The sequence below is a fragment of the Pseudomonas sp. LS44 genome (assembly GCF_024730785.1).
Lineage (GTDB): Bacteria > Pseudomonadota > Gammaproteobacteria > Pseudomonadales > Pseudomonadaceae > Aquipseudomonas.
The window spans coordinates 2022722-2043025 of the sequence record NZ_CP102830.1 but is presented as its reverse complement, the minus strand read 5'-3'; the positions used below and the strand labels follow the sequence as shown (position 1 = coordinate 2043025).

18 protein-coding genes and 2 pseudogenes are annotated in these 20304 nt (G+C 59.4%); 12 read left to right on the top strand and 8 right to left on the bottom strand.

Annotation, left to right across the window (positions count from 1 at the left end; genetic code table 11):
- Positions 1-12 precede the first annotated feature (12 nt).
- The 6 genes and pseudogenes from NVV93_RS09145 (at position 13) to NVV93_RS09120 (ending at position 3565) form a co-directional block, all read left to right on the top strand.
- Complete coding sequence (locus NVV93_RS09145; RefSeq protein WP_258254122.1) at positions 13-1149, top strand: catalase family protein; 1137 nt, start codon at positions 13-15, stop codon at positions 1147-1149.
- A 242-nt stretch (positions 1150-1391) separates the two neighbouring features.
- On the top strand, positions 1392-1661 hold the full coding sequence (locus tag NVV93_RS09140) for a hypothetical protein (RefSeq protein WP_258254121.1): 270 nt from the start codon (positions 1392-1394) through the stop codon (positions 1659-1661).
- A 129-nt stretch (positions 1662-1790) separates the two neighbouring features.
- Positions 1791-2072, top strand: coding sequence for a DUF1652 domain-containing protein (locus tag NVV93_RS09135; RefSeq protein ID WP_258254120.1), 282 nt, complete (start codon positions 1791-1793; stop codon positions 2070-2072).
- A gap of 1 nt (position 2073) precedes the next feature.
- Positions 2074-2702 (top strand): annotated as a pseudogene (locus NVV93_RS09130) (DUF421 domain-containing protein).
- Positions 2699-3007: pseudogene (locus NVV93_RS09125) on the top strand (DNA topoisomerase IB); the annotation flags it as partial. The pseudogenes NVV93_RS09130 and NVV93_RS09125, both read left to right, overlap by 4 nt.
- Positions 3008-3286: 279 nt before the next feature.
- Positions 3287-3565 (top strand): DUF1272 domain-containing protein, encoded by a 279-nt coding sequence (locus NVV93_RS09120; RefSeq protein ID WP_258254118.1) that lies wholly within the window; start codon positions 3287-3289, stop codon positions 3563-3565.
- A gap of 64 nt (positions 3566-3629) precedes the next feature.
- Here NVV93_RS09120 and nfuA read toward each other — a convergent pair whose 3' ends face one another.
- The 4 genes from nfuA to NVV93_RS09100 all read right to left on the bottom strand — a co-directional run bounded on the left by nfuA (position 3630) and on the right by NVV93_RS09100 (position 7177).
- Positions 3630-4214 carry a Fe-S biogenesis protein NfuA gene (gene nfuA / locus NVV93_RS09115; RefSeq protein WP_258254117.1) on the bottom strand — a complete coding sequence of 195 codons (585 nt, stop codon included), beginning with the start codon at positions 4212-4214 and terminating at the stop codon, positions 3630-3632.
- A gap of 127 nt (positions 4215-4341) precedes the next feature.
- Entirely contained in the window at positions 4342-4629 is a 288-nt protein-coding gene (locus NVV93_RS09110) for an acyltransferase (protein ID WP_258254115.1), read from the bottom strand.
- Between the two features lie 69 nt (positions 4630-4698).
- On the bottom strand, positions 4699-4845 hold the full coding sequence (locus NVV93_RS09105; RefSeq protein ID WP_258254114.1) for a hypothetical protein: 147 nt from the start codon (positions 4843-4845) through the stop codon (positions 4699-4701).
- 46 nt (positions 4846-4891) lie between these two features.
- Positions 4892-7177, bottom strand: coding sequence for a fatty acid cis/trans isomerase (locus NVV93_RS09100; protein WP_258254113.1), 2286 nt, complete (start codon positions 7175-7177; stop codon positions 4892-4894).
- Positions 7178-7354: 177 nt separating this feature from the next.
- Here NVV93_RS09100 and metH point away from each other — a divergent pair, with 177 nt between their 5' ends.
- Together metH and NVV93_RS09090 are read left to right on the top strand one after the other, a co-directional pair.
- Complete coding sequence (gene metH, locus NVV93_RS09095; protein WP_258254112.1) at positions 7355-11071, top strand: methionine synthase; 3717 nt, start codon at positions 7355-7357, stop codon at positions 11069-11071.
- Between the two features lie 132 nt (positions 11072-11203).
- Positions 11204-12517, top strand: coding sequence for a leucine-rich repeat-containing protein kinase family protein (locus tag NVV93_RS09090; RefSeq protein ID WP_258254111.1), 1314 nt, complete (start codon positions 11204-11206; stop codon positions 12515-12517).
- Between the two features lie 45 nt (positions 12518-12562).
- Here NVV93_RS09090 and NVV93_RS09085 read toward each other — a convergent pair whose 3' ends face one another.
- Positions 12563-12865, bottom strand: a complete 303-nt coding sequence (locus NVV93_RS09085) for a DUF1883 domain-containing protein (RefSeq protein ID WP_258254110.1) — start codon at positions 12863-12865, stop codon at positions 12563-12565.
- Positions 12866-13028: 163 nt separating this feature from the next.
- Between NVV93_RS09085 and NVV93_RS09080 the strand changes: the two genes are divergently transcribed.
- The gene (locus tag NVV93_RS09080) at positions 13029-14069 is read left to right on the top strand and encodes an RNA methyltransferase (RefSeq protein WP_258254109.1); all 1041 of its coding nucleotides are present in this window, start codon (positions 13029-13031) and stop codon (positions 14067-14069) included.
- A 52-nt stretch (positions 14070-14121) separates the two neighbouring features.
- Positions 14122-14340: a DUF2970 domain-containing protein gene (locus NVV93_RS09075; RefSeq protein ID WP_258254108.1), complete on the top strand. Its 219-nt coding sequence runs from the start codon at positions 14122-14124 to the stop codon at positions 14338-14340.
- On the opposite strand, the gene NVV93_RS09070 is transcribed toward NVV93_RS09075, so the two are convergent.
- Positions 14337-15422 (bottom strand): ABC transporter substrate-binding protein, encoded by a 1086-nt coding sequence (locus NVV93_RS09070; RefSeq protein WP_258254107.1) that lies wholly within the window; start codon positions 15420-15422, stop codon positions 14337-14339. The genes NVV93_RS09075 and NVV93_RS09070 overlap by 4 nt on opposite strands.
- A gap of 483 nt (positions 15423-15905) precedes the next feature.
- On the opposite strand from NVV93_RS09070, the gene NVV93_RS09065 reads away from it, so the two are divergent.
- Positions 15906-17564, top strand: a complete 1659-nt coding sequence (locus NVV93_RS09065) for a nitrite/sulfite reductase (RefSeq protein WP_258254106.1) — start codon at positions 15906-15908, stop codon at positions 17562-17564.
- On the top strand, positions 17548-18048 hold the full coding sequence (locus tag NVV93_RS09060) for a DUF934 domain-containing protein (protein WP_258254105.1): 501 nt from the start codon (positions 17548-17550) through the stop codon (positions 18046-18048). Before NVV93_RS09065 ends, NVV93_RS09060 begins: the two co-directional genes overlap by 17 nt.
- A gap of 74 nt (positions 18049-18122) precedes the next feature.
- Here the strand turns inward: NVV93_RS09060 and NVV93_RS09055 are convergent, their stop codons facing one another.
- Positions 18123-19115, bottom strand: a complete 993-nt coding sequence (locus NVV93_RS09055; protein WP_258254103.1) for a YhdH/YhfP family quinone oxidoreductase — start codon at positions 19113-19115, stop codon at positions 18123-18125.
- Between the two features lie 28 nt (positions 19116-19143).
- On the bottom strand, positions 19144-20163 hold the full coding sequence (sohB, locus tag NVV93_RS09050; RefSeq protein WP_258254102.1) for a protease SohB: 1020 nt from the start codon (positions 20161-20163) through the stop codon (positions 19144-19146).
- Positions 20164-20304 lie beyond the last annotated feature (141 nt).

The following is a 20304-nucleotide window of genomic DNA, read 5'->3' as shown; positions in this document are numbered from 1 at the left end:
AAGGAGCCTGTTATGTTGAAGAAATTCTGGCTGTGGCTGGGTCGCCTGATTGGCAAACTTATCGCGTTGCTGTTGGTGCTTGGCCTTGCTGGGTGGGCGATCGGCGCGCTGTATTACAGCTGGAAGTTTTCCGGCCCGGTCTCTAGCGAAGAACACATTCCAGCCGGCGAAGCCGCGCTGACGCGAGGCATCATCGACGACGCGCTGCGCATCGCCGAACAGCACCGCGACAACACACGTGTACTGCGCGATGCCCATGCCAAGGCGCATGGCTGCGTCAGGGCACAAGTCAGCGTACGCAGCGATCTGCCTACCGACTTGCGCCAGGGGGTGTTCAGCGAGCCGGGGAAAACCTGGCAAGCCTGGATGCGCCTGTCCAACGGCAACGCTTACCCGCAGTTCGACCGCGCGCGGGATGCTCGCGGAATGGCGATCAAGCTCCTCGACGTTCCGGGTGCGAAGCTGATGAGCGGCCCAGCCAGCGCCGGCGATCAAGATTTCGTGATGTTCAATAACACCGCGTTCTTCGTGCGCGATGTTGCCGAATACAAAACCAACTTCGCCATCCAGGCCAGCGGCAAGCAAGTACAGGCTTTTTTCCCCGGCTGGGATCCGCGCAACTGGGAAATTCGCCATTTATTCATCGCCCTGCAGACCCTCGCGCCAGCCCCGGAAAGTCCGGCGTCAACCAATTACAACTCGATTGCGCCGTTCAAACTCGGCCCGCACAACATCAAGTACCGAGTGATTCCTGCCCCGGGTAACTGTCCGGCCTATCAATTGCCGGAGCAGAACCACGGATTACCGAACTTCCTGCGTAATGCGCTCTATCAACAACTGTCGCTCGATCGCATGCCAATCTGTTTTGAACTTCAAGTCCAGCGGCAAAATGCCGCACATTACATGCCCATCGAAGACACCAGCGTCGAATGGGATGAATCGATATCGCCATTTGAAACAGTCGCGAACATAAGAATTCCGGCACAGGACTTCGATACCACCGAGCAAAATCTGCTCTGCGATAATTTGTCGTTCAATCCTTGGCATGCATTGGCAGAACATCGGCCGATTGGTGGGATAAACCGTCTGCGTAAAGCTGTCTACGAGGCAGTAAGCGCTTATCGATATGGGCGCAATAACGGCCAATAAGCCGCCGTACTTTTAATCAGTTCGCTATTCCATCGGCGGGGATAGCGGACTTCCAGGACTTCCGGACAGGCAATCAGCGATGTAGCGGCGCGATGCTGCGGATAATTTTTTTGTGACAAATACAACTATTTCTGTATTTGATGTGACTTCCGAGTCAGATCGGAACATCCACAGTATGAATGCCGGTAGAGCGCAAAGCGCCATCGGCTCAAACTTCCTGGGTATATACGGAGAAAGATCCCATGAACAGTCCACTCCGTTTCAACGAAGCGCTTTTGATCGCCGGCCGTGCCTTTCAACCATTCCAGTGCGTTGCCTGGACAGCGCCGGATGGCACCGGCGAACTTAGCCTGACGGTCATCGATCGTACCAATACCCGCCTGCTGGGGCGCACCCTGCTCTCCAGTAGTATCTACAGCGATCCCGACCAGCTCGCCTGCGAGCTGAAGAAGTCTCGCGAAGAACTCAGCCAGCAAGGTTACGATCTCGAACCTTGGCAAATGCCTGAATAAGCCTTTATCTCTGAAGCGGATAGCCACAATGGCTATCCGCTTTCGCTTCACCCCTCCGCTATATCTAACGAACCTCCGCGCCGCTTGCTCGTCTATCGATTAATGATCGACAGACAGAGAGCGTGTGTCATGAGCCAGCTAAGTCTTGTAGAAGCCACTCGAATCACCGAGCAGGCCTTTCTTCCCCATCACTGCACCACGACCCTGAACAGCGAAGACGCCAGCTTCTCTTTCCGCGTATTCGGTGAAAATGGCGCCGAACTGTTCGTGCAAGCGCATGTCGCACGCAGCCAATACAGCGATTGGACACATCTCGCCGGGCTACTCGAGCTGGCCCGCCTGGAGCTGAGCAAGGACGGCTATGCGCTGACGCCTTGGTCGATGCCGGGCGAAAACCCGTCGAGGCGATGACATGCAGGCCTTCGATCCAAAGCGCTTGCGGCTTGATGAGCTTCCACCGGAGTTCCTGGCCGAGGGGCATTCGCCTACACGGCAGTATTCATCTTCCTGAAGGTTTCCGGACGCCGCGGCGTCAAACAGCTTTCGCTGTTCGCGCTGGTGGTCATCCTCACGCTGGGTTCCGCCGCGGGGGATGTGTCGTTCTATCACGACGTGCCTTTGCTACCGATCATGGTGGTGTTCGGCACGCTGCTGTTGCTCTACCGGGCGACCACACTGCTTATGAAATGGAGCCCGCGCTTCGGCAGCCTGGTCGAAGGCTGCCCGATCGTGATCATTCGCGATGGCCTGTTCGAGCTTGGCGTGATCCGCCGGCAGAATATCTCCAGCGATGAATTTTCCATGGAGTTACTCCAGCAGGGCGTCGAGCATCTGGACCAGATCCGCCTGGGTATCGTCGAGCTGGATGGCGGCGTCAATCTGTACTTCTTCAGCAACGATCAGGTGCGGCCAGGTCTGTCAGTTTTGCCGTTGCCGTTGCCGCTGCGCCATCGCCTCACCGAAATCGCCACACCGAGCCTGTATGCCTGCGAACGCTGCGGCCATTCGATCTGGAGCGAAACCCTGGGTGGTGTCCGATGAACGACCAAGTCCCGCCCATCGCCACCGGCACTCGCCCGACACCGAAAGATGAGGGCCTGGATACCGCCCCTTCCTCTGCCCCGCTTTGCCAGCGGATTTGCATTACGTCGACGACAGCCAGCAGGCCTGCGCCGGAAAAAACTGCGCGGCAAATTCGCAGCGAACGCATCCACGATGCCGAAACTATCCAGCGCATCAACAGGCTGGCGATTCCACCCGCGTATGGCGATGTCTGGATCTGTGCCAACCCCAAGGGCCATCTGCAGGCCACCGGCCGTGATGCGCGGGGACGCAAGCAATACCGCTCACCCGCGCAAGCGAGGAAACCGCATTGATGCGCTTCCTGGAAGCGCGCTCGCAGAGTGAACGGGGCTAGATTGGCAATCTCTGTGGGGCAGATGGCATTGCCGCCATTTGCAGCGGGCCGCAGACTGGCAGCATCGACCATCCCCAGGAGCCAGATGAGCCCCCGCGCCAAATCGCCTGCCTGATTCCCCCCAGCTCATGGGCCTTGATGTCACCGGGCCCATGCAGGTATTTGTCACCCAACGTCGAACTGTCCTAGCCACAGAGGAGATATCCCCATGCTGCAACTGCGCCCGAATTGCGAATGCTGCGACCGTGACTTGCCTGGCGATACCGGCGACGCATTGATCTGTTCCTTCGAATGCACCTTCTGCCACGGTTGCGCCGCGCGCCTCGGTCAGCGCTGTCCGAATTGCGGCGGGCAATTGCTGGCCCGGCCGCCGCGCTCGCCAGCGGCATTATTGAAATACCCTGCCAGCACAGAGCGGGTATTCCGGCCAGACGTTTCCGCGGCTGCCATCGCGACGAGAGCGCAGAGCGCTGCTTCCTCCAAGTAACGTTGCCAGCGATTGCAGGCATAAAAAAGGCGACCCGCAGGTCGCCTTTTTTGTTCCGCGGGCCTCAGTAGTAGGCGTTTTCGCGGTTGGTATGGTCGGTCACATCGCGCACGCCCTTAAGCTCGGGAATGCGTTCCAGCAAGGTCCGTTCGACACCATCCTTGAGGGTCAGATCAACCTGGCCGCAACCCTGGCAACCACCGCCGAACTGCAACACGGCAATGCCTTCATCGACGACTTCGATCAGCGAAACCTGCCCACCATGACTGGCCAGCCCCGGATTGATCTCGGTCTGCAGGTAGTAGTTGATCCGCTCATTGAGCGGACTCTCTTCGTTGACCATCGGCACTTTGGCGTTCGGCGCCTTGATGGTCAGCTGGCCACCCATGCGGTCGGTGGCGTAGTCGACTACCGCGTCTTCCAGGAAGGGTTCGCTGACCGAGTCGATCCAGGCAGTGAAGCTCTTCAGCGCGAGAGCGGTGTCTTCATGCTTCTCTTCACCAGGCTTGCAGTAGGCGATGCAAGTTTCGGCGTACTGGGTACCAGGCTGGGTGATGAAAACTCGGATGCCGATACCCGTGGTGTTCTGCTTGCTCAGCAGATCAGCCAAGTAGTCGTGGGCAGCTTCGGTAATAGTGATGGCGCTCATGGCAACTCCTCGCAAACGTGCAGGCAGTTTACGCCAATCAGCCAACGCGACAAAGCCCTAGCAATTTAGTAGGAATAATGCTCGATGCCGTAGGCGCTTGCCCAACCCCCTCTGGGCAAGTGTCTGTTTAGCTTTGCCGCGAGACCGGCTGCGGCGCACAGCGCTCCGACAGGGCCTTCAGCGCTTGGTAGAGACGCTGCTCAAGCAATCGATAGCTGATCCAGGACGCCAACATAATGACCGGCACGCAACCCACCACCACCGCATAGGGGTTGAGCTCGAAGCGCCGGCTCAGATACCAGCCCAGCGACAGCACCAGCACGTGCACCAGATACACCGAATACGACCAGTCGCCGAGCGCTTTGAATATCCGCTTATCAGTGAAGTAGCACTCCAGTGAAATGCTCGCGATCACGATCAGGCCGCTCGGTATTCCCTAGTGCAACAGGCGCGCGGTGCCGTCGAGGTGATACAGCGCAGCCAGCTAGCCGATAAGCACCAGCACCGGCAGCCAGAGACCCTCGCGAATCCATCCACGCCGATAGATCACCCCGATCAGTACCCCGACAAAGAACTCGTACACGATCGGCTGACCATAGAAACCATCCAGCACGCCGATGCGACTTAGCACCTCCCACGTGAGCAGCAGCGAGACGCCGAGCAGCTGGATTTATCGACTAGAGGTTTTCGTAGCGGTTCATGTCCAGAACGCCCGCTTCTCTTGGCTCGGTCTCGCGAATGTAAGCCGACAGGTCATGGAACAATTGCCAGAACCGCGGACTGGAACGACGCACGCCCCAGCGCTCGACCAATGTGTCAAAACCAGCCTCATCACGCACATGTTCCATGGCCTGGACAAACTCCGGTAACTCCTCGGCATCCAGGTTGAAGATGAAATTCGGGTAACTGCTCCATACCCCGGGATACACCGTCAGCGTGTCCAGCCCAGGCTGATAGCGCCCTTCCTCGCCGAGCATGAACGCCACATTGCTGTGCGCCCGATTGCGCAACAGGCTGTAGATTTCCCGCCGGCCGTCGGCTAGCTCGACGCGCAGCATGGTCGCCTCGGGTAACTGCTCGATCACCTTCAAGCCCGCGGCGGGTCGATTGGCCAGGCGGCTAAGCGTCTGGTCGGCGCGTTGTAAGGTCGGCTGCACATTCGGGCGGAAACAGTGGCCATCGCGGCAACGGTTGAGCGGATCGGGGCGTGCATTGAGCTGCCCGTAACGTTGCAACAAGCCTTGTACGAAGGCCTTCTTGGGATCGCTCTCCGGCAGGCCCAAAGCGCTGTCGGTGTCGTCATCGATGCTCTGGTAGTCCAGCCACATCTTCAGTTTGCCGCTGCTTTGGTACCAATCATCGAGCAGTGCATCGCGCGACTCCGCCGGCATCAGTCGCAGGAAGTTGACTTCAGAACCATTGCGGATCAAATCGAAATACAGCCGGGTTTGCGCCTGGTGCGAGACATTGCCGAACACATCGAAATTGACCACCAGCTGGTAGTAGGTGCGTTCCAGCAGGGGGTAATCCATCAGCCACAGCGTTTGTGGTATCTCGCCGACCAGGCCCTTACGCACCGAAGCGCTGTCGAACTGGCGAAAAATCGACAGCAGCGCGTTGTCGTTGCCAGTCCAGATTTGTGACCAGTCCGGCGCTGGCGCGTCGGCGTAGGCGTCCATGCGCAGCTCTTCATAGGCATTGCGCTTGTCCCGATAATCGGTCCACATGCCTAACAGACTACCGATGTCGTCGAATTGCCCGGGCATTTCCAGGAGCGGCGTGGCCTGCTCACGGTAGTCGGCGTCGGTGATGAACAGGTCATGTTGCGGGTCCTGGAACAGCGTCCAGAAGTTGTCGCGGATCACATCCGTGGCGATCTGCCCACGACAAACCGGTCCGCGGATAAAGGTGCGCACGAAATACTCGGCGTTATCCAGCATGAACTGGTAACGCGCCTCGGCCGGTATCGCCTCGAAGGTTTCGAACGGGTTGGCACGACGCTGGGCGCCATAGCCCGGTACTTTGTCGGTGCTCCAGTCGTCGCCGAAAAACAGCTCGCGAACCCGCGTGAGCTTCTGCGCGCTAAGCGGATAGGTGATGTGGGTCTTGTGGACGATGACGCCCTGGATAGGCCAAAGGCGGTAGTAGAAATCGCTGCCCGGATCATCGTTGGGGCGGCGCGTGGTAATCGGATCGATTGGCTGACCACTCGGCGTTCGCGAACGTACCAACTGGAAGAAGTGCCCAGCTTCACCGCTTTCAAAGTACAGGTGAGCCAGGAACAAGTGCTCGAACAACCAGCGCCCGACCAAGGTTTCGCGAGCGCCTCGGGCATTCAGCAATGCCTCCCAATCGGCTATTTGCGCGGTTTCCGTCATCGTGAGCGTCAAGGCCTGCTCTTCGACAGGTGCGCCCTGAGCCAGCCAGCGCTGCAAGGTCTGATATTCAGCGTCGCTCAAACCGGTGACAGCGAATGGCATGCCGGCATGGGCGAATTTCTTCGCGTAAGCATCGAACTCGCCGGGCAGCGGACATTGATTCAATCGGTTGATGCCGATGTCGAGATCAGCTGGCAATTTGGCGTTGGGTTTCAGCGGCTGGCCACGTCCCAGCTCGAGCATCCGCGCCATGAGCGCCGCCTGGCCGCCCTGCGGGTCGATCACTGAGCTGAAACCCTTGGCTCGCCACGCCTGCTCGCTACGGGCATCCAAATAAAGCCGCGTGGTTGGCTGGGCTTTGGTGCGCGCACCGTCGTACACCAGCGCCTTGCTGGCACCCCGTAGCACGCCTTCACCGCTACCGAGGTTGAGCTGACAGGGGGCGTCATAGCATGCGTGGCAAGCCACGCACTTCTGCGTGAGGATCGGCTGAATATCACGACTGTAGGAGATGTCAGCCGCTTGTACGGGTGTCATGAACGAGAGGAAAGGCAGCGACAAGGCGCCCAATGCACGCAGCAGCATAGTGAGTTCCAGAATCATCGGATGCGCTGATTCTACGGTTCTAAACTCCAGAGAACGAGCAAGGCTTTAGTCGGCAACATGAGCGCTATTCATGTAAAAGCCGCTGAAGCTCAGAACGGCTAAGGTTTTGGTATCATCGCGCCCTTTCGTCACAGCTCCTCTCAGGTAGTACCGTCCATGTCCCTGTCCGATCGCAGCGCCCGTTTACACGCCCTTCAGCAAGCCCTGAAGGAACGCATCCTGATCCTCGACGGCGGCATGGGCACCATGATCCAGAGCTACAAGCTGGAGGAAGAGGATTACCGTGGCGCGCGCTTCGCCGATTGGCCGAGCGATGTGAAAGGCAACAACGATCTGTTGATTCTCAGCCGTCCGGACATCATCGGCGCCATCGAGAAGGCCTATCTGGACGCCGGTGCCGACATCCTCGAGACCAACACTTTCAACGCCACGCAGGTGTCCCAGGCCGACTACGGCATGGAAGCGCTGGTCTATGAGCTGAACGTCGAAGGCGCGCGCTTGGCCCGCCAGGTGGCCGATGCCAAGACTTTGGAAACCCCGGACAAGCCGCGCTTCGTCGCCGGCGTACTCGGCCCGACCAGCCGTACCTGCTCGATCTCCCCCGACGTCAACGACCCCGGCTACCGTAACGTTAGCTTCGACGAGCTGGTGGAAAACTACACCGAGGCTACCAAGGGGCTGATCGAGGGCGGTGCTGACCTGATCCTGATCGAGACCATTTTCGACACCCTGAATGCCAAGGCGGCGATCTTCGCCGTTCAGGGCGTATTCGAAGAAATTGGCATCGAACTGCCGATCATGATTTCCGGAACCATCACCGATGCCTCCGGACGCACACTGTCCGGGCAGACCACCGAAGCGTTCTGGAACTCGGTGCGCCACGCCAACCCGATCTCCGTGGGACTCAACTGCGCCCTCGGCGCCAAGGATCTGCGCCCGTATCTGGAAGAACTGTCGACCAAGGCCGGCACCCACGTCTCCGCGCACCCCAACGCCGGCCTGCCGAATGCCTTCGGCGAGTACGACGAAACGCCGGCGGAAACCGCGGCGGTCATCGAGGAGTTCGCCCAGAGCGGCTTCCTCAACATCATCGGCGGCTGCTGCGGCACCACGCCGGGGCATATCCAGGCGATTGCCGAAGCCGTAGCCAAGTACAAGCCACGCGCTATTCCGGAGATCCCCAAGGCCTGTCGCCTGTCCGGTCTGGAGCCGTTTACCATCGATCGCAACTCGCTGTTCGTGAACGTCGGCGAGCGCACCAACATCACCGGCTCGGCCAAATTCGCCCGGCTGATCCGCGAGGACAACTACACCGAAGCCCTGGAAGTCGCCCTGCAGCAGGTGGAAGCCGGCGCCCAGGTGATCGACATCAACATGGACGAAGGGATGCTCGATTCCCAGGCGGCCATGGTCAAGTTCCTCAACCTGATCGCCGGTGAGCCGGACATCTCCCGCGTGCCGATCATGATCGACTCCTCCAAGTGGGAAGTGATCGAGGCCGGCCTCAAGTGCATCCAGGGCAAGGGCATCGTCAACTCGATCTCGATGAAGGAAGGCGTCGAGCAGTTCAAGCACCACGCAAAGCTGTGCAAGCGCTACGGCGCCGCCGTAGTGGTGATGGCCTTCGACGAAATCGGCCAGGCCGACACCGCCGCACGCAAGCGCGAGATCTGCCAGCGCAGCTACGACATCTTGGTCAATGAAGTGGGCTTCCCACCGGAAGACATCATCTTCGACCCGAACATTTTCGCCGTCGCCACCGGCATCGAAGAGCACAACAACTACGCGGTCGACTTCATTGAGGCCTGCGCCTATATCCGCGACCACCTGCCCCATGCGCTGACCTCGGGCGGCGTGTCCAACGTGTCGTTCTCGTTCCGCGGCAACAACCCGGTTCGCGAGGCGATCCACTCGGTATTCCTCTACCACGCGATCCAGAACGGCCTGACCATGGGCATCGTCAACGCCGGCCAACTGGAAATCTACGACGAGATTCCCAAGGAGCTGCGCGAGAAGGTCGAGGACGTCATCCTCAACCGCCACGAAGGCGGCACCGAGGCCCTGCTGGCCATCGCCGACAACTATCGTGGCGACGGTAGTGTCAAGGAAGCCGAAACCGAGGAATGGCGTGCCCTGCCGGTCGGCAAACGCCTGGAGCACGCACTGGTCAAAGGCATTACCGCGTTTATCGTCGAAGACACCGAGGAATGCCGCCAGCAGTGCGCGCGCCCCATCGAGGTCATTGAGGGCCCGCTGATGAGCGGGATGAACGTGGTCGGCGACCTGTTCGGCGCCGGCAAGATGTTCCTGCCGCAGGTGGTCAAATCCGCCCGCGTGATGAAGCAGGCCGTGGCCCACCTGATCCCCTTTATCGAGGCGGAAAAAGGCGACAAGCCGCAGGCCAAGGGCAAGATCCTCATGGCCACGGTCAAGGGCGACGTCCACGACATCGGCAAGAACATCGTCGGCGTGGTGCTCGGCTGCAACGGCTACGACATAGTCGATCTGGGCGTGATGGTGCCGGCGGAGAAGATCCTGCAGACGGCCATCGCCGAGAAGTGCGACATCATTGGCCTGTCCGGCTTGATCACCCCCTCGCTGGACGAGATGGTCCACGTTGCCCGCGAGATGCAACGCCAGGGCTTCAGCCTGCCGCTGATGATCGGCGGCGCCACCACTTCGAAAGCGCATACCGCGGTGAAGATCGAGCCGAAATACCAGAACGATGCGGTGGTCTACGTCACCGACGCCTCGCGCGCCGTTGGCGTGGCCACCCAGTTGCTCTCCAAGGAGCTGAAAGCCGGCTTCGTCGAGCGCACCCGCGCCGATTACGTGGAAGTGCGCGAACGCACCGCCGCCCGCAGCGCGCGCACCGAGCGTCTGCCGTACGCCGCCGCGCTGGCCAACAAGCCGCAGTTCGACTGGAGCGGCTACCGCGCCAGCCAACCGACGTTCACCGGTGTGAAAGTGCTGGAAGATATCGACCTGTCGGTCCTCGCCGAATACATCGACTGGACACCGTTCTTCATCTCCTGGGATCTGGCCGGCAAGTACCCGCGCATCCTCACCGATGAAGTCGTCGGTGAAGCCGCCACCGCACTGTTCGCCGACGCCCAGGCGATGCTCAAGAAGCTGATCGATGAAAAGCTGATCAGCGCCCGCGCAGTGTTTGGCTTCTGGCCGGCCAACCAGGTCGACCATGACGACATCGAAGTCTACGGCGACGACGGTCAGCCGCTCGCCAAGCTGCATCATCTGCGCCAGCAAACCATCAAGCCCGATGGCAAGCCGAACCTGGCCTTGGCGGACTTTGTCGCACCGAAGGACAGTGGCGTGACCGACTATGTCGGCGGCTTTATCACCACCGCCGGCATTGGCGCCGAAGAAGTCGCCAAGGCTTACCAAAACGCCGGCGACGACTACAACAGCATCATGGTCAAAGCCCTCGCCGATCGCCTCGCCGAAGCCTGCGCCGAATGGCTGCATGAGCAGGTGCGCAAGAATTATTGGGGCTACGCCCAGGACGAACAGCTGAGTAACGAAGAGCTAATCAAGGAGCAGTACAAGGGCATCCGCCCTGCCCCCGGCTACCCGGCCTGCCCGGACCACACCGAGAAGAAGACCCTGTTCACCCTGCTCGACCCCGAGGCCGAATTCGACAAGGCCGGCCGCAGCGGCGTATTTCTCACCGACCACTACGCCATGTTCCCCGCCGCCGCAGTCAGCGGCTGGTACTTCGCCCATCCCGAGGCGCAGTACTTCGCCGTCGGCAAGGTGGATAAGGACCAGGTGGAGAGCTATACGGCACGCAAAGGCCAGGAGCTGGCCGTAAGCGAGCGCTGGCTGGCGCCAAATCTGGGCTATGACAACTGAGTCGGCAACCAACCACACGGGGCCTGAGCATTCAGGCCCCGTGTCATCCGCGCTGAATCACTCTGCGGTCGCCCGGCGGCTGCCTTCTGCTGAATGCTGAACGCCCCGTCCTGTCCGTCCCACCGAGATCAGATGAATACTCTCGAACAACTGCGCCGCGGTGAACTAGCCGGCATCCAGCGCCTGGATCTGTCCTGCAATCTGAGCGAGTTCCCCCGCGAAATTTTCGATCTCGCCGACAGCCTGGAAGTCCTCAACCTTTCCGCTAACCAGTTGACCAGCCTGCCAGCGGATTTGCCCCGTCTGCACAAGTTGCGCATTCTTTTCTGCTCAGATAACCCCTTCACCGTCGTCCCGGAAGTGCTGGGCGATTGCCCGCGCCTGGAAATGATCGGCTTTAAAGCCAATCACCTGCACCACTTGCCGGCCGCTGCGTTGCCTCCCGCATTGCGTTGGCTGATTCTCAGTGACAACCAATTGCCGGCCTTGCCTGCCGAGCTCGGCAACTGCAAACACCTGCAAAAGCTGATGCTCGCTGGTAACCGACTCGATGCGCTGCCGGACAGCCTGAGCGACTGCCAAAATCTCGAACTGCTGCGCATCGCCGCCAACCGTTTCGAAAATCTGCCAGCTTGGTTACTGGAACTGCCGCGCCTGGCTTGGCTGGCATTCGCCGGCAATCCGGTCAGCGACGCCAGTGAAACCACCGCTTTGGCGCGGCATTCCATTCCGGCGATTCCACACAATGAAATCGCCTTGGGCGAAATACTCGGTCAGGGCGCCTCGGGGATCATTCACTGCGCAGAATGGCGAGTCCCAGGGCGTCCACCGCAAGCCATGGCGGTGAAGCTGTTCAAGGGCCGCATGACCAGTGACGGATTGCCACATAGTGAAATGGCGGCCTGCCTGGCCGCGGGCGAACACGCCAATCTGATTCGTGTCACCGGACCGTTGGCGACTCAGGCAAGCGAGCCGCCAGGACTGCTGCTAGAGCGTGTCCACGCCGATTACCGACCGTTGGCCAACCCGCCCTCACTGGCCAGCTGTACCCGCGACTGCTATGCCGTGTCTCGAAGTTTTAGCGTAACTGAAGCGCTGCGCATCGCGCGGGCCGTGGCTTCGGCGACAGCCCATCTGCATGCCAGGGGAATTTTGCACGGCGATCTCTACGCGCATAATCTGCTGGTCGACGCTGTGGGCGAATGCCTTCTTGGCGACTTTGGCGCCGCGTCCTTCTTCACGCCACAAAGCACGCCAGGCAAAGCCTTGCAGCAAATCGAAGCGCGTGCATTCGGTTGTTTGCTGGAAGAACTGTTGCAACGCTGCCCAGCAGATGATCAACCCCAGCAATTGGCCAAGCTCTGGCAACTGCAAGCCGACTGTGCGTCAACCCTAGTGGCTGCGCGGCCGGACTTCGCTGATATCAGTAGCGTACTTGGCCGATAGTCATTGGCAGCGACGAAGCTGCTGAGCACCACCTCCGGCAGCCTTTCAACGCAGCTGCGAGGGCGACTTGCGGACGATCTTGATCGAGTGCGTGAGAGCGGGCTTGCGGGTCACGCTGATAGCCCGGCGGGTCACGGTGTCGATCGTGATGTTCCAGAAACCAGAACTGGGCACGGTAATTTTCGCGGGAAACTGGTCGAACGCGCCGCCGTGGTAGGTATGCCGACCACCATTTTTAAAGCTGCGGAAGTTCGCATCGTTCATCAGGCGGATGTTGCAAGGCTGTGAGCACTGGATGACGACGATGTCGTCCTCGTTCAGGTGTTCACGTTGGTGTATGAATTTCATGTACAGCTCCACGCCGCTTTAAACCAATCAGGCCGGCATTATGGGCCCGTCGACAGTTTGAGCGAAGCGATACGCATCGACTCCCTTGCCGAACGTCCTGGCACCCGCCCAATTGCGCGGCCTGCTGCCCTACTCAGACGCGCGGTGGTAGCATGCGCGCCCCATGCGTATCCATGACTTCCACCAGCGTCTCGCCGACCTCGGCGCCAAACCCATGCACATTGGGCGCGTCAGCCGTGCCTGGCTGAAAGGCCTGCCGCTGGATACCGGCACCCGCCATCAGCAGACGGAAAATTTCCTGCCGCTGAGCGTTCGTGATGGCTTGCCGGAGTTGACTCAGACGCTAAATGGCCTGGCAGAGCTGCGCTCCGAACATCCCGGCGCCGATGGCTCCGCGCGCCTACTGGTGGCTCTGGCCGATGGGCAAATGATCGAAAGCGTGCTGCTGCCGCGCGATGGCCTGTGCGTCTCGACCCAAGTCGGCTGCGCGGTTGGCTGCGTATTTTGCATGACCGGCAAGAGTGGCCTGCTACGCCAGCTCGGGAGTGCCGAGATCGTCGCCCAGGTGGCGCTTGCGCGGCGCTTCCGGCCGGTGAAAAAAGTGGTGTTCATGGGTATGGGCGAACCGGCGCACAACCTCGACAACGTCCTGGAAGCCATCGATATGCTCGGCACCGACGGCGGCATTGGCCACAAGAATCTGGTGTTCTCGACTGTCGGCGACATGCGGGTGTTCGAGCGCTTGCCGCAGCAACGCATCAAGCCGGCCTTGGCCCTGTCGCTGCATACCACCGATGCACAGTTGCGCCAGCAACTGTTGCCGCGCGCGCCGCGTATCGACCCGGATGAATTAGTGGCCTTGGGCGAAGAGTACGCACGCCGCTTCGACTATCCCATCCAGTATCAATGGACGCTGCTCGCCGGAATCAACGACAGCCAGGAAGAAATGGACGGCGTTCTGCGCCTGCTCAAGGGCAAGTTTGCGGTCCTCAACCTGATCCCCTACAACAGCCTGGAAGACGATGAGTACCAGCGCCCAGACGGTGATCGGATCGTGCAGATAGTCCGCTACTTGCACAGCCGCGGCGTACTGACCAAGGTGCGCAACTCCGCCGGGCAGGACATCGAAGGCGGCTGCGGACAGCTGCGCGCCAGGGCAGTCGATGTCGTCAATACCCGACGACTGCACCGCCACAGCCAATGACATTCTCCTCCTGCTAGCCCTCAGGCTAAGCTGACGAAAAGGGAGGTAAACCATGAGCGATTCGAACAACGATAAAGCGCCAACGCTCAAGCAGATGTTGCAGAGCATATTGGCAGGCGCCTTCGGCGTGCAGAGCGGCAAGAACCGAACCCGGGATTTCACCCACGGCAAACCGAGCCATTTCATCGTGCTCGGTGTGCTGTTTACCGCGATATTTGCGCTGGGGCTGTTTGGCCTGGTCAAGCTGGTGCTGTACCTGGCCGGGATCTAGTACAACAGCGGCCGCAATGAGAATGTGTAATTGCGCATATGCGGCTGACCGACAGCACTGAAGCGACGGAAATCGAGATCAAAGTCTTTTTTCTGCAATCGATTCCGGAGCTTTCCCGCTTGCTGCGCGTCGAGCAACACGAAAAGACGATCCTTTCGCTCAATGCCACCCCGGGCGGCGAAATCAAGGCCGGCGTGGTAGTCATGAAGCATCACCATGGCCCAACCACCCAGTGTGAAATGGCCGCTGGCCAATACCGATATATCGCCATTGGTGCGTGCCTGCAGCACTCTCTCCGAGCTGTTTATCGCTGAAAACAGCACGTCATGGCCCGGCTTCCCGCCGCGCTCCTGCAGTGCCTGAATGGCGCCAAATGCCATCTGATCATTTGCCGCCCATACCAGGCGCACGTCTGGATAACGAGTAAACAGTAGCTGCGCCTGCTCGTAGCTACGCTGTTGGCTCCAGTTGCCAAGGGCAAGCTGTCTGAGACGTACCTGGGGATGTTCAGCCAAGGCTTTACGCAAACCGCGCTCGCGAGCCTGACTAACGGGTGTCGCTCGATTCCCCGCAAACGCCAACATATCGACCGGCCCCTCACCGGCACTGGCCTGATGCTGGCGGATCAACTGATCCGCAATCAGGTAGCCTGCCTCGTCATCATTGCTGATAAGACTGCCGATCCAATTGGGATACTTTTCTCGGGGTGCGCCCAGCGCCTTCTGCTGATCTGCAGTCAGAACGTTATGCACCATGAACAGCTTGACCCCGCTGTGTGCGGCGAGACGCAGAACTTCGGGAGCCACATATTCTTCATTACTAAACAGCAGGTAATCCGGCCGGTTAGAACCCAGCAATATCTGGCGCGCCTGGCTTATCTGCTGATGCGGATCGCGCTCGGCATATAGAACCTGCAAGTCCATGCCCAGGCTATTAGCGGCAGCCTGCATAAATCGGGAATAGAGAACCCAGAAGTCCTCATTAGATTTGCCAGGATTGAGGAAAACCACCTGAGCCGACTGTGCCCAGGTCGTGCTGCACAAGCACCAGAGGAACAAAACCCTGCCAATAAAGCCTTTCACGTTTCACCAGTCCGCCTGCGATCAGCGGGCAGTATAACCGCCAAGATGATAGCCATATGACACCAATCGTCTGCCTTCGGACAAAGCAAAGCCGCCGCGTGTAACCTCGCGGCGGCTTTGCTTAATGGGACGACGAACGCTTTATTTACTGGTGGCTGACCCAATACACCGCAGTCGCTACCGCCAGCAGAATCAGGACAAATATGGCCCGCGCATCGACGACGCTATCGCGGTTATCAAGCTCGGTATGATCGGACATGGCTTCCCCCTTCTTGTGATTATTGGTAGCTCGCCCCAGCAGTTAAGACCACCGTTGGTACTCACTCAAGGCCCATCTCGGCACGAGTCGTTAGCACTAGGGGTTTGACCCATATACGAAAACTTCACTTTTGCGCATAAAGCTGAACTGGTATCTTGCCCGGCTCCGCCAGGAGTGCGCGGCCGTGCGCGCGATTAGCTGTAGCCAGCCTGAGAACGAATTTTATGTACGTATACGATGAGTACGACCAACGGATCGTCGAGGACCGCGTCAAGCAGTTCCGCGATCAGACCCACCGCTATCTGGCGGGTGAACTGAGCGGCGAAGAATTTCGCCCGCTGCGTCTGCAGAACGGTCTTTATATCCAGCGTTATGCGCCGATGCTTCGGATTGCCGTCCCCTATGGCTTGCTGAGCTCCACTCAGGTGCGCAAGCTGGCGCAGATCGCCCGGGACTACGACAAGGGCTATGCGCACATTAGTACCCGGCAAAACGTCCAGTTCAACTGGCCAGAACTGGAAGACGTTCCTGAAATCCTTGCCGAATTGGCGACCGTGCAAATGCACGCGATTCAGACCAGCGGCAACTGCATCCGTAACACCACCACCGATCAGTTCGCCGGCGTCGCCAAAGATGAGCTGGTCGATCCGCGCCCGTGGTGCGAGATCATTCGTCAGTGGTCGACCTTCCACCCAGAGTTCACCCATCTGCCGCGTAAGTTCAAGATCGCCGTCAATGGCGCCGTGAGCGATCGTGCTGCCATCGAAGTCCATGACATTGGCGTCGAAGCCGTTAAGAACGCTGCTGGCGAACTGGGTTTCCGGGTTTCTGTCGGTGGCGGTCTTGGCCGTACTCCGATCGTCGGCAGTTTCATCAATGAATTCCTGCCGTGGCAGCACCTGCTCACCTATCTCGACGCCATTTTGCGGGTGTACAACCGCTATGGGCGCCGCGACAACAAGTACAAGGCGCGTATCAAGATCCTCGTCAAAGCGCTAACTCCGGAAGTGTTTGCCGAGCGCGTCGACGCTGCCTGGGAGCTCTTGAAGGATGGTCCGAGCACCCTGACTGAGGCCGAAGTTCAACGTATCGCGCAGCACTTCGTCGATCCAGCCTACAAAACTCTCGACGACCAGACCGCTGCCCTGGCCGAACTCGACCAGCAGCACCCTGGCTTCGCCCGCTGGCGTGAACGCAACGTCGTGGCCCACAAGAAAACCGGTTATGCGGCGGTGACCCTGTCTCTCAAGCCGACAGGCGTGGCCCCCGGCGATGTCACCGACAAGCAGCTCGATGCTATTGCCGACTTGGCCGACCGCTACAGTTTCGGCGAAATCCGCAACTCCCATGAGCAGAACATTATCCTCGCCGATGTCGAGCAAAGTCAGCTGCTCACGCTGTGGGGCGAATTGCGTGAACTCGGTTTTGCCACGCCAAACATTGGCCTGCTGACCGACATCATCTGCTGCCCGGGCGGCGACTTTTGCTCCCTGGCCAATGCCAAGTCGATTCCGGTGGCGGAAGCGATCCAGCGTCGTTTCGATGACCTCGACTACTTGTTCGATATCGGCGAAATCGACCTGAACATCTCTGGCTGCATGAACGCTTGTGGTCACCATCACGTCGGCCATATCGGCATTCTCGGTGTGGACAAGAAAGGCCAGGAGTTCTATCAGATTTCTCTCGGCGGCAGCTCCAATCGTGATGCCAGCCTTGCGCAGATCCTCGGCCCATCCTTTGCCCAGGACGACGTGCCCGATGTGATCGAGCGGATCATCAACGTTTACGTGGAAAAACGTACCGAGGACGAATCCTTCCTCGAGACTTTCCGTCGTGTCGGCATCGACCCGTTCAAGGAGCGTGTATATGCAGCGAATCATTAAGAACGGCGAGATCGTCGACGAAACCTGGCATCTGCTTCCTAAGGATGCGACGCTGGAAATCCTCACCAATTGCGACGATTACATCGTGCCGTTGGCGCTGTGGCGCGAACACAGCCATGCGCTCAAGGCGCGAGACGGCGGCGTTGGCGTTTGGCTGGATGCTGACGAGGCAATCGAAGAAATCGTCGAAGAACTTCAGCACTTCCAAGTTATTGCGCTGAATTTCCCTGCTTTCACCGATGGCCGTCATTACTCCACGGCTAGCCTGCTGCGTCAGCATTACGGCTTTAAGGGCGAAATTCGCGCCATCGGCGACGTCCTGCGCGATCAACTGTTCGCCATGCGCCGTTGCGGCTTCGATGCCTATGCCCTGCGCGCAGACAAAGACCCGCAGGACGCACTTAAGGCCTTCGAGGACTTCTCCGAGGTCTATCAGGCCGCCATCGACCAACCGTTGCCGCTATTTCGCCGCCGACCTGCTTGAACAGGTAGTCGAACGTTAGAGCAGCAATAAAAAGCCCGGCAAATGCCAGGCTTTTTATACTCAGCGCACCACACTCAGTCCAGGCGAACCAGCACCCGACCAACCAGCTTGCCGGCGAGAATCTGCTCGATAGCTCCTGGCAACTCATCCAGCGCGATTTCGCGGACCAAGGCATCCAGATTCTTCAGCTTCCACTGCAGCGATAGCCGATCCCACATCGATGCCTTGACCACCAGCGGCAATTCCACCGAGTCGACACCCAGCAGATTTACCCCACGTAGGATGAACGGCATGACATTGCCCTTGAAGGCGATACCCGCCGTCAGCCCACAACAGGCCACGCTGGCGCCGTATCGTAGCGACTTGACCACATTGAACAGAATATCGCCGCCGACAGTATCCACCGCCCCCGCCCATTGCTCCTTGAGCATGGGGCGCTCCAGACCTTCCTGCAGGGCGCTGCGCTCGACAATCCGCGACGCGCCCAGCTGGCTGAGGAACTCGGCCTGATCGGCCTTGCCCGTGGAGGCCGCTACTTCGTAGCCCAGTTGGGACAATAGCGACACCGCGATACTGCCGACGCCGCCCGTGGCGCCCGTGACCAGAACTGGCCCGGCATTGGGTTCGACCCCGGCCTGCTCGAGCTTGTCGACGCATAACGCGGCGGTCAGCCCCGCGGTTCCCAGCACCATTGCCTCACGCAGGGACAGACCTTGCGGACGCTTGATCGCCCAGGCGGCCGGAATCCGGATGTACTGGCCGAACCCACCCGCGGTGTTCATCCCCAGGTCGTAGCCGGTAACAATGACTTCATCACCGACGCTGAATTCGTTCACGCTCGACTCGACCACTTCACCGGCGGCATCGATACCCGGTGTATGCGGATAAGCCTTGGTCACGCCGCGGTTACCACTGGCGGACAGCGCATCCTTGAAATTCAGCGAGGAATAGCGCACCCGAATCAACAAATCGCCAGCCGGCAGATCTGCTGTATCGCGCTCGACGATCTGTCGCGAGAACTCCCCGCCCGCCTCTTCGCAAACCTGCAGCGCCTTGAACTTGCCCATTACCAACCTCCTGAATAGCGGAATTCGTTTACCAGAACCGTTGATTGAGCCGACTGACCCATTGCAGCAACAGGCGATCTGCCGCCAGGCTCACTGCCAAACCCATGCGTTCTTGAAGGGTTTTCTTCTGCGCGTAATGCAAGTGGAACAGCTCGGCGTGCTTGGCTCGCGTCGCCAGATACTCATCGCTGGTCATCAACTCATCCACCAGCTTCTTGCCTAGCGCGGCCTGTCCCAGCCAGATTTCGCCCGTGGCGATCTCATCGATATTCAACTGCGGGCGGTGGCTGGCCACGAAGCCTTTGAACAGTTCATGAGTGGTTTCCAAGTCTTCCTGGAATTTTTCCCGGCCCTTTTCGGTATTTTCGCCAAAAACCGTCAAGGTTCTTTTGTACTCGCCGGCGGTCAGCACTTCGAAATCGATTTCGTGTTTTTTCAGAAGTTTATGAATATTGGGTAGCTGCGCGACCACGCCAATGGAGCCGAGGATGGCGAATGGCGCGGAAATGATCTTCTCGCCAATGCACGCCATCATGTAGCCGCCGCTTGCCGCGACCTTGTCGATGCAGACGGTCAACGGTACGCCCGCCTGACGAATGCGCGCCAACTGTGATGCGGCCAGGCCATAGCTATGCACCAAACCGCCGCCACTTTCGAGACGCAGCACTACCTCGTCCTGCGAGGTTGCCATGCTCAGCAAGGCGGTCACTTCATGGCGTAGGTTGTCGGTGGCTGAAGCCTTGATGTCGCCATCGAAATCCAGGACAAAAACCCGCGGTTTCTCCGCTGCGGTTTTTTTCGCCAGTTTCTCGGCTTTGGCTTCTGCTTTACGCACCGCTTTCAACCGGCTTTTGTCTAGCACCGCTTGTTCCAAGCCTTGATGCAGTGCCTTGTAGAAGTCGTTGAGTTTGCGCACTTGCAGCTGCCCGGAGCTTTTGCTGCGGCCTTTACTGCGCAATACGGCGATGGCCGCCAGCACCACGAGCACCGCCACCACCAGCGTTATCGTCTTGGCCAGAAAGCCCGCATAGTCAGCTAGAAACTCCACGCATTTCCCCTTGCTTGTTACTTCGCGACCCCATATGGGAGCGCGATCAATGATCGCCCAAGCATACCCAGCCAACTGAGCGCCGACCAGCAAATGGACGGGCAACCGTGCGGCCTTCCCAACGTAAGAAGTGGCCGCCTA

Coding starts and splice junctions, on each gene's coding strand:
- nfuA (WP_258254117.1), bottom strand. CDS start 4,214: ATGAGCGCCATCACTATTACCGAAGCTGCCCACGACTACTTGGCTGAT.
- NVV93_RS09075 (WP_258254108.1), top strand. CDS start 14,122: ATGAGCGATTCGAACAACGATAAAGCGCCAACGCTCAAGCAGATGTTG.
- NVV93_RS09140 (WP_258254121.1), top strand. CDS start 1,392: ATGAACAGTCCACTCCGTTTCAACGAAGCGCTTTTGATCGCCGGCCGT.
- NVV93_RS09065 (WP_258254106.1), top strand. CDS start 15,906: ATGTACGTATACGATGAGTACGACCAACGGATCGTCGAGGACCGCGTC.
- metH (WP_258254112.1), top strand. CDS start 7,355: ATGTCCCTGTCCGATCGCAGCGCCCGTTTACACGCCCTTCAGCAAGCC.
- NVV93_RS09060 (WP_258254105.1), top strand. CDS start 17,548: ATGCAGCGAATCATTAAGAACGGCGAGATCGTCGACGAAACCTGGCAT.
- NVV93_RS09080 (WP_258254109.1), top strand. CDS start 13,029: ATGCGTATCCATGACTTCCACCAGCGTCTCGCCGACCTCGGCGCCAAA.
- NVV93_RS09145 (WP_258254122.1), top strand. CDS start 13: ATGTTGAAGAAATTCTGGCTGTGGCTGGGTCGCCTGATTGGCAAACTT.
- NVV93_RS09120 (WP_258254118.1), top strand. CDS start 3,287: ATGCTGCAACTGCGCCCGAATTGCGAATGCTGCGACCGTGACTTGCCT.
- NVV93_RS09135 (WP_258254120.1), top strand. CDS start 1,791: ATGAGCCAGCTAAGTCTTGTAGAAGCCACTCGAATCACCGAGCAGGCC.
- NVV93_RS09085 (WP_258254110.1), bottom strand. CDS start 12,865: ATGAAATTCATACACCAACGTGAACACCTGAACGAGGACGACATCGTC.
- NVV93_RS09090 (WP_258254111.1), top strand. CDS start 11,204: ATGAATACTCTCGAACAACTGCGCCGCGGTGAACTAGCCGGCATCCAG.
- NVV93_RS09100 (WP_258254113.1), bottom strand. CDS start 7,177: ATGCTGCTGCGTGCATTGGGCGCCTTGTCGCTGCCTTTCCTCTCGTTC.
- NVV93_RS09055 (WP_258254103.1), bottom strand. CDS start 19,115: ATGGGCAAGTTCAAGGCGCTGCAGGTTTGCGAAGAGGCGGGCGGGGAG.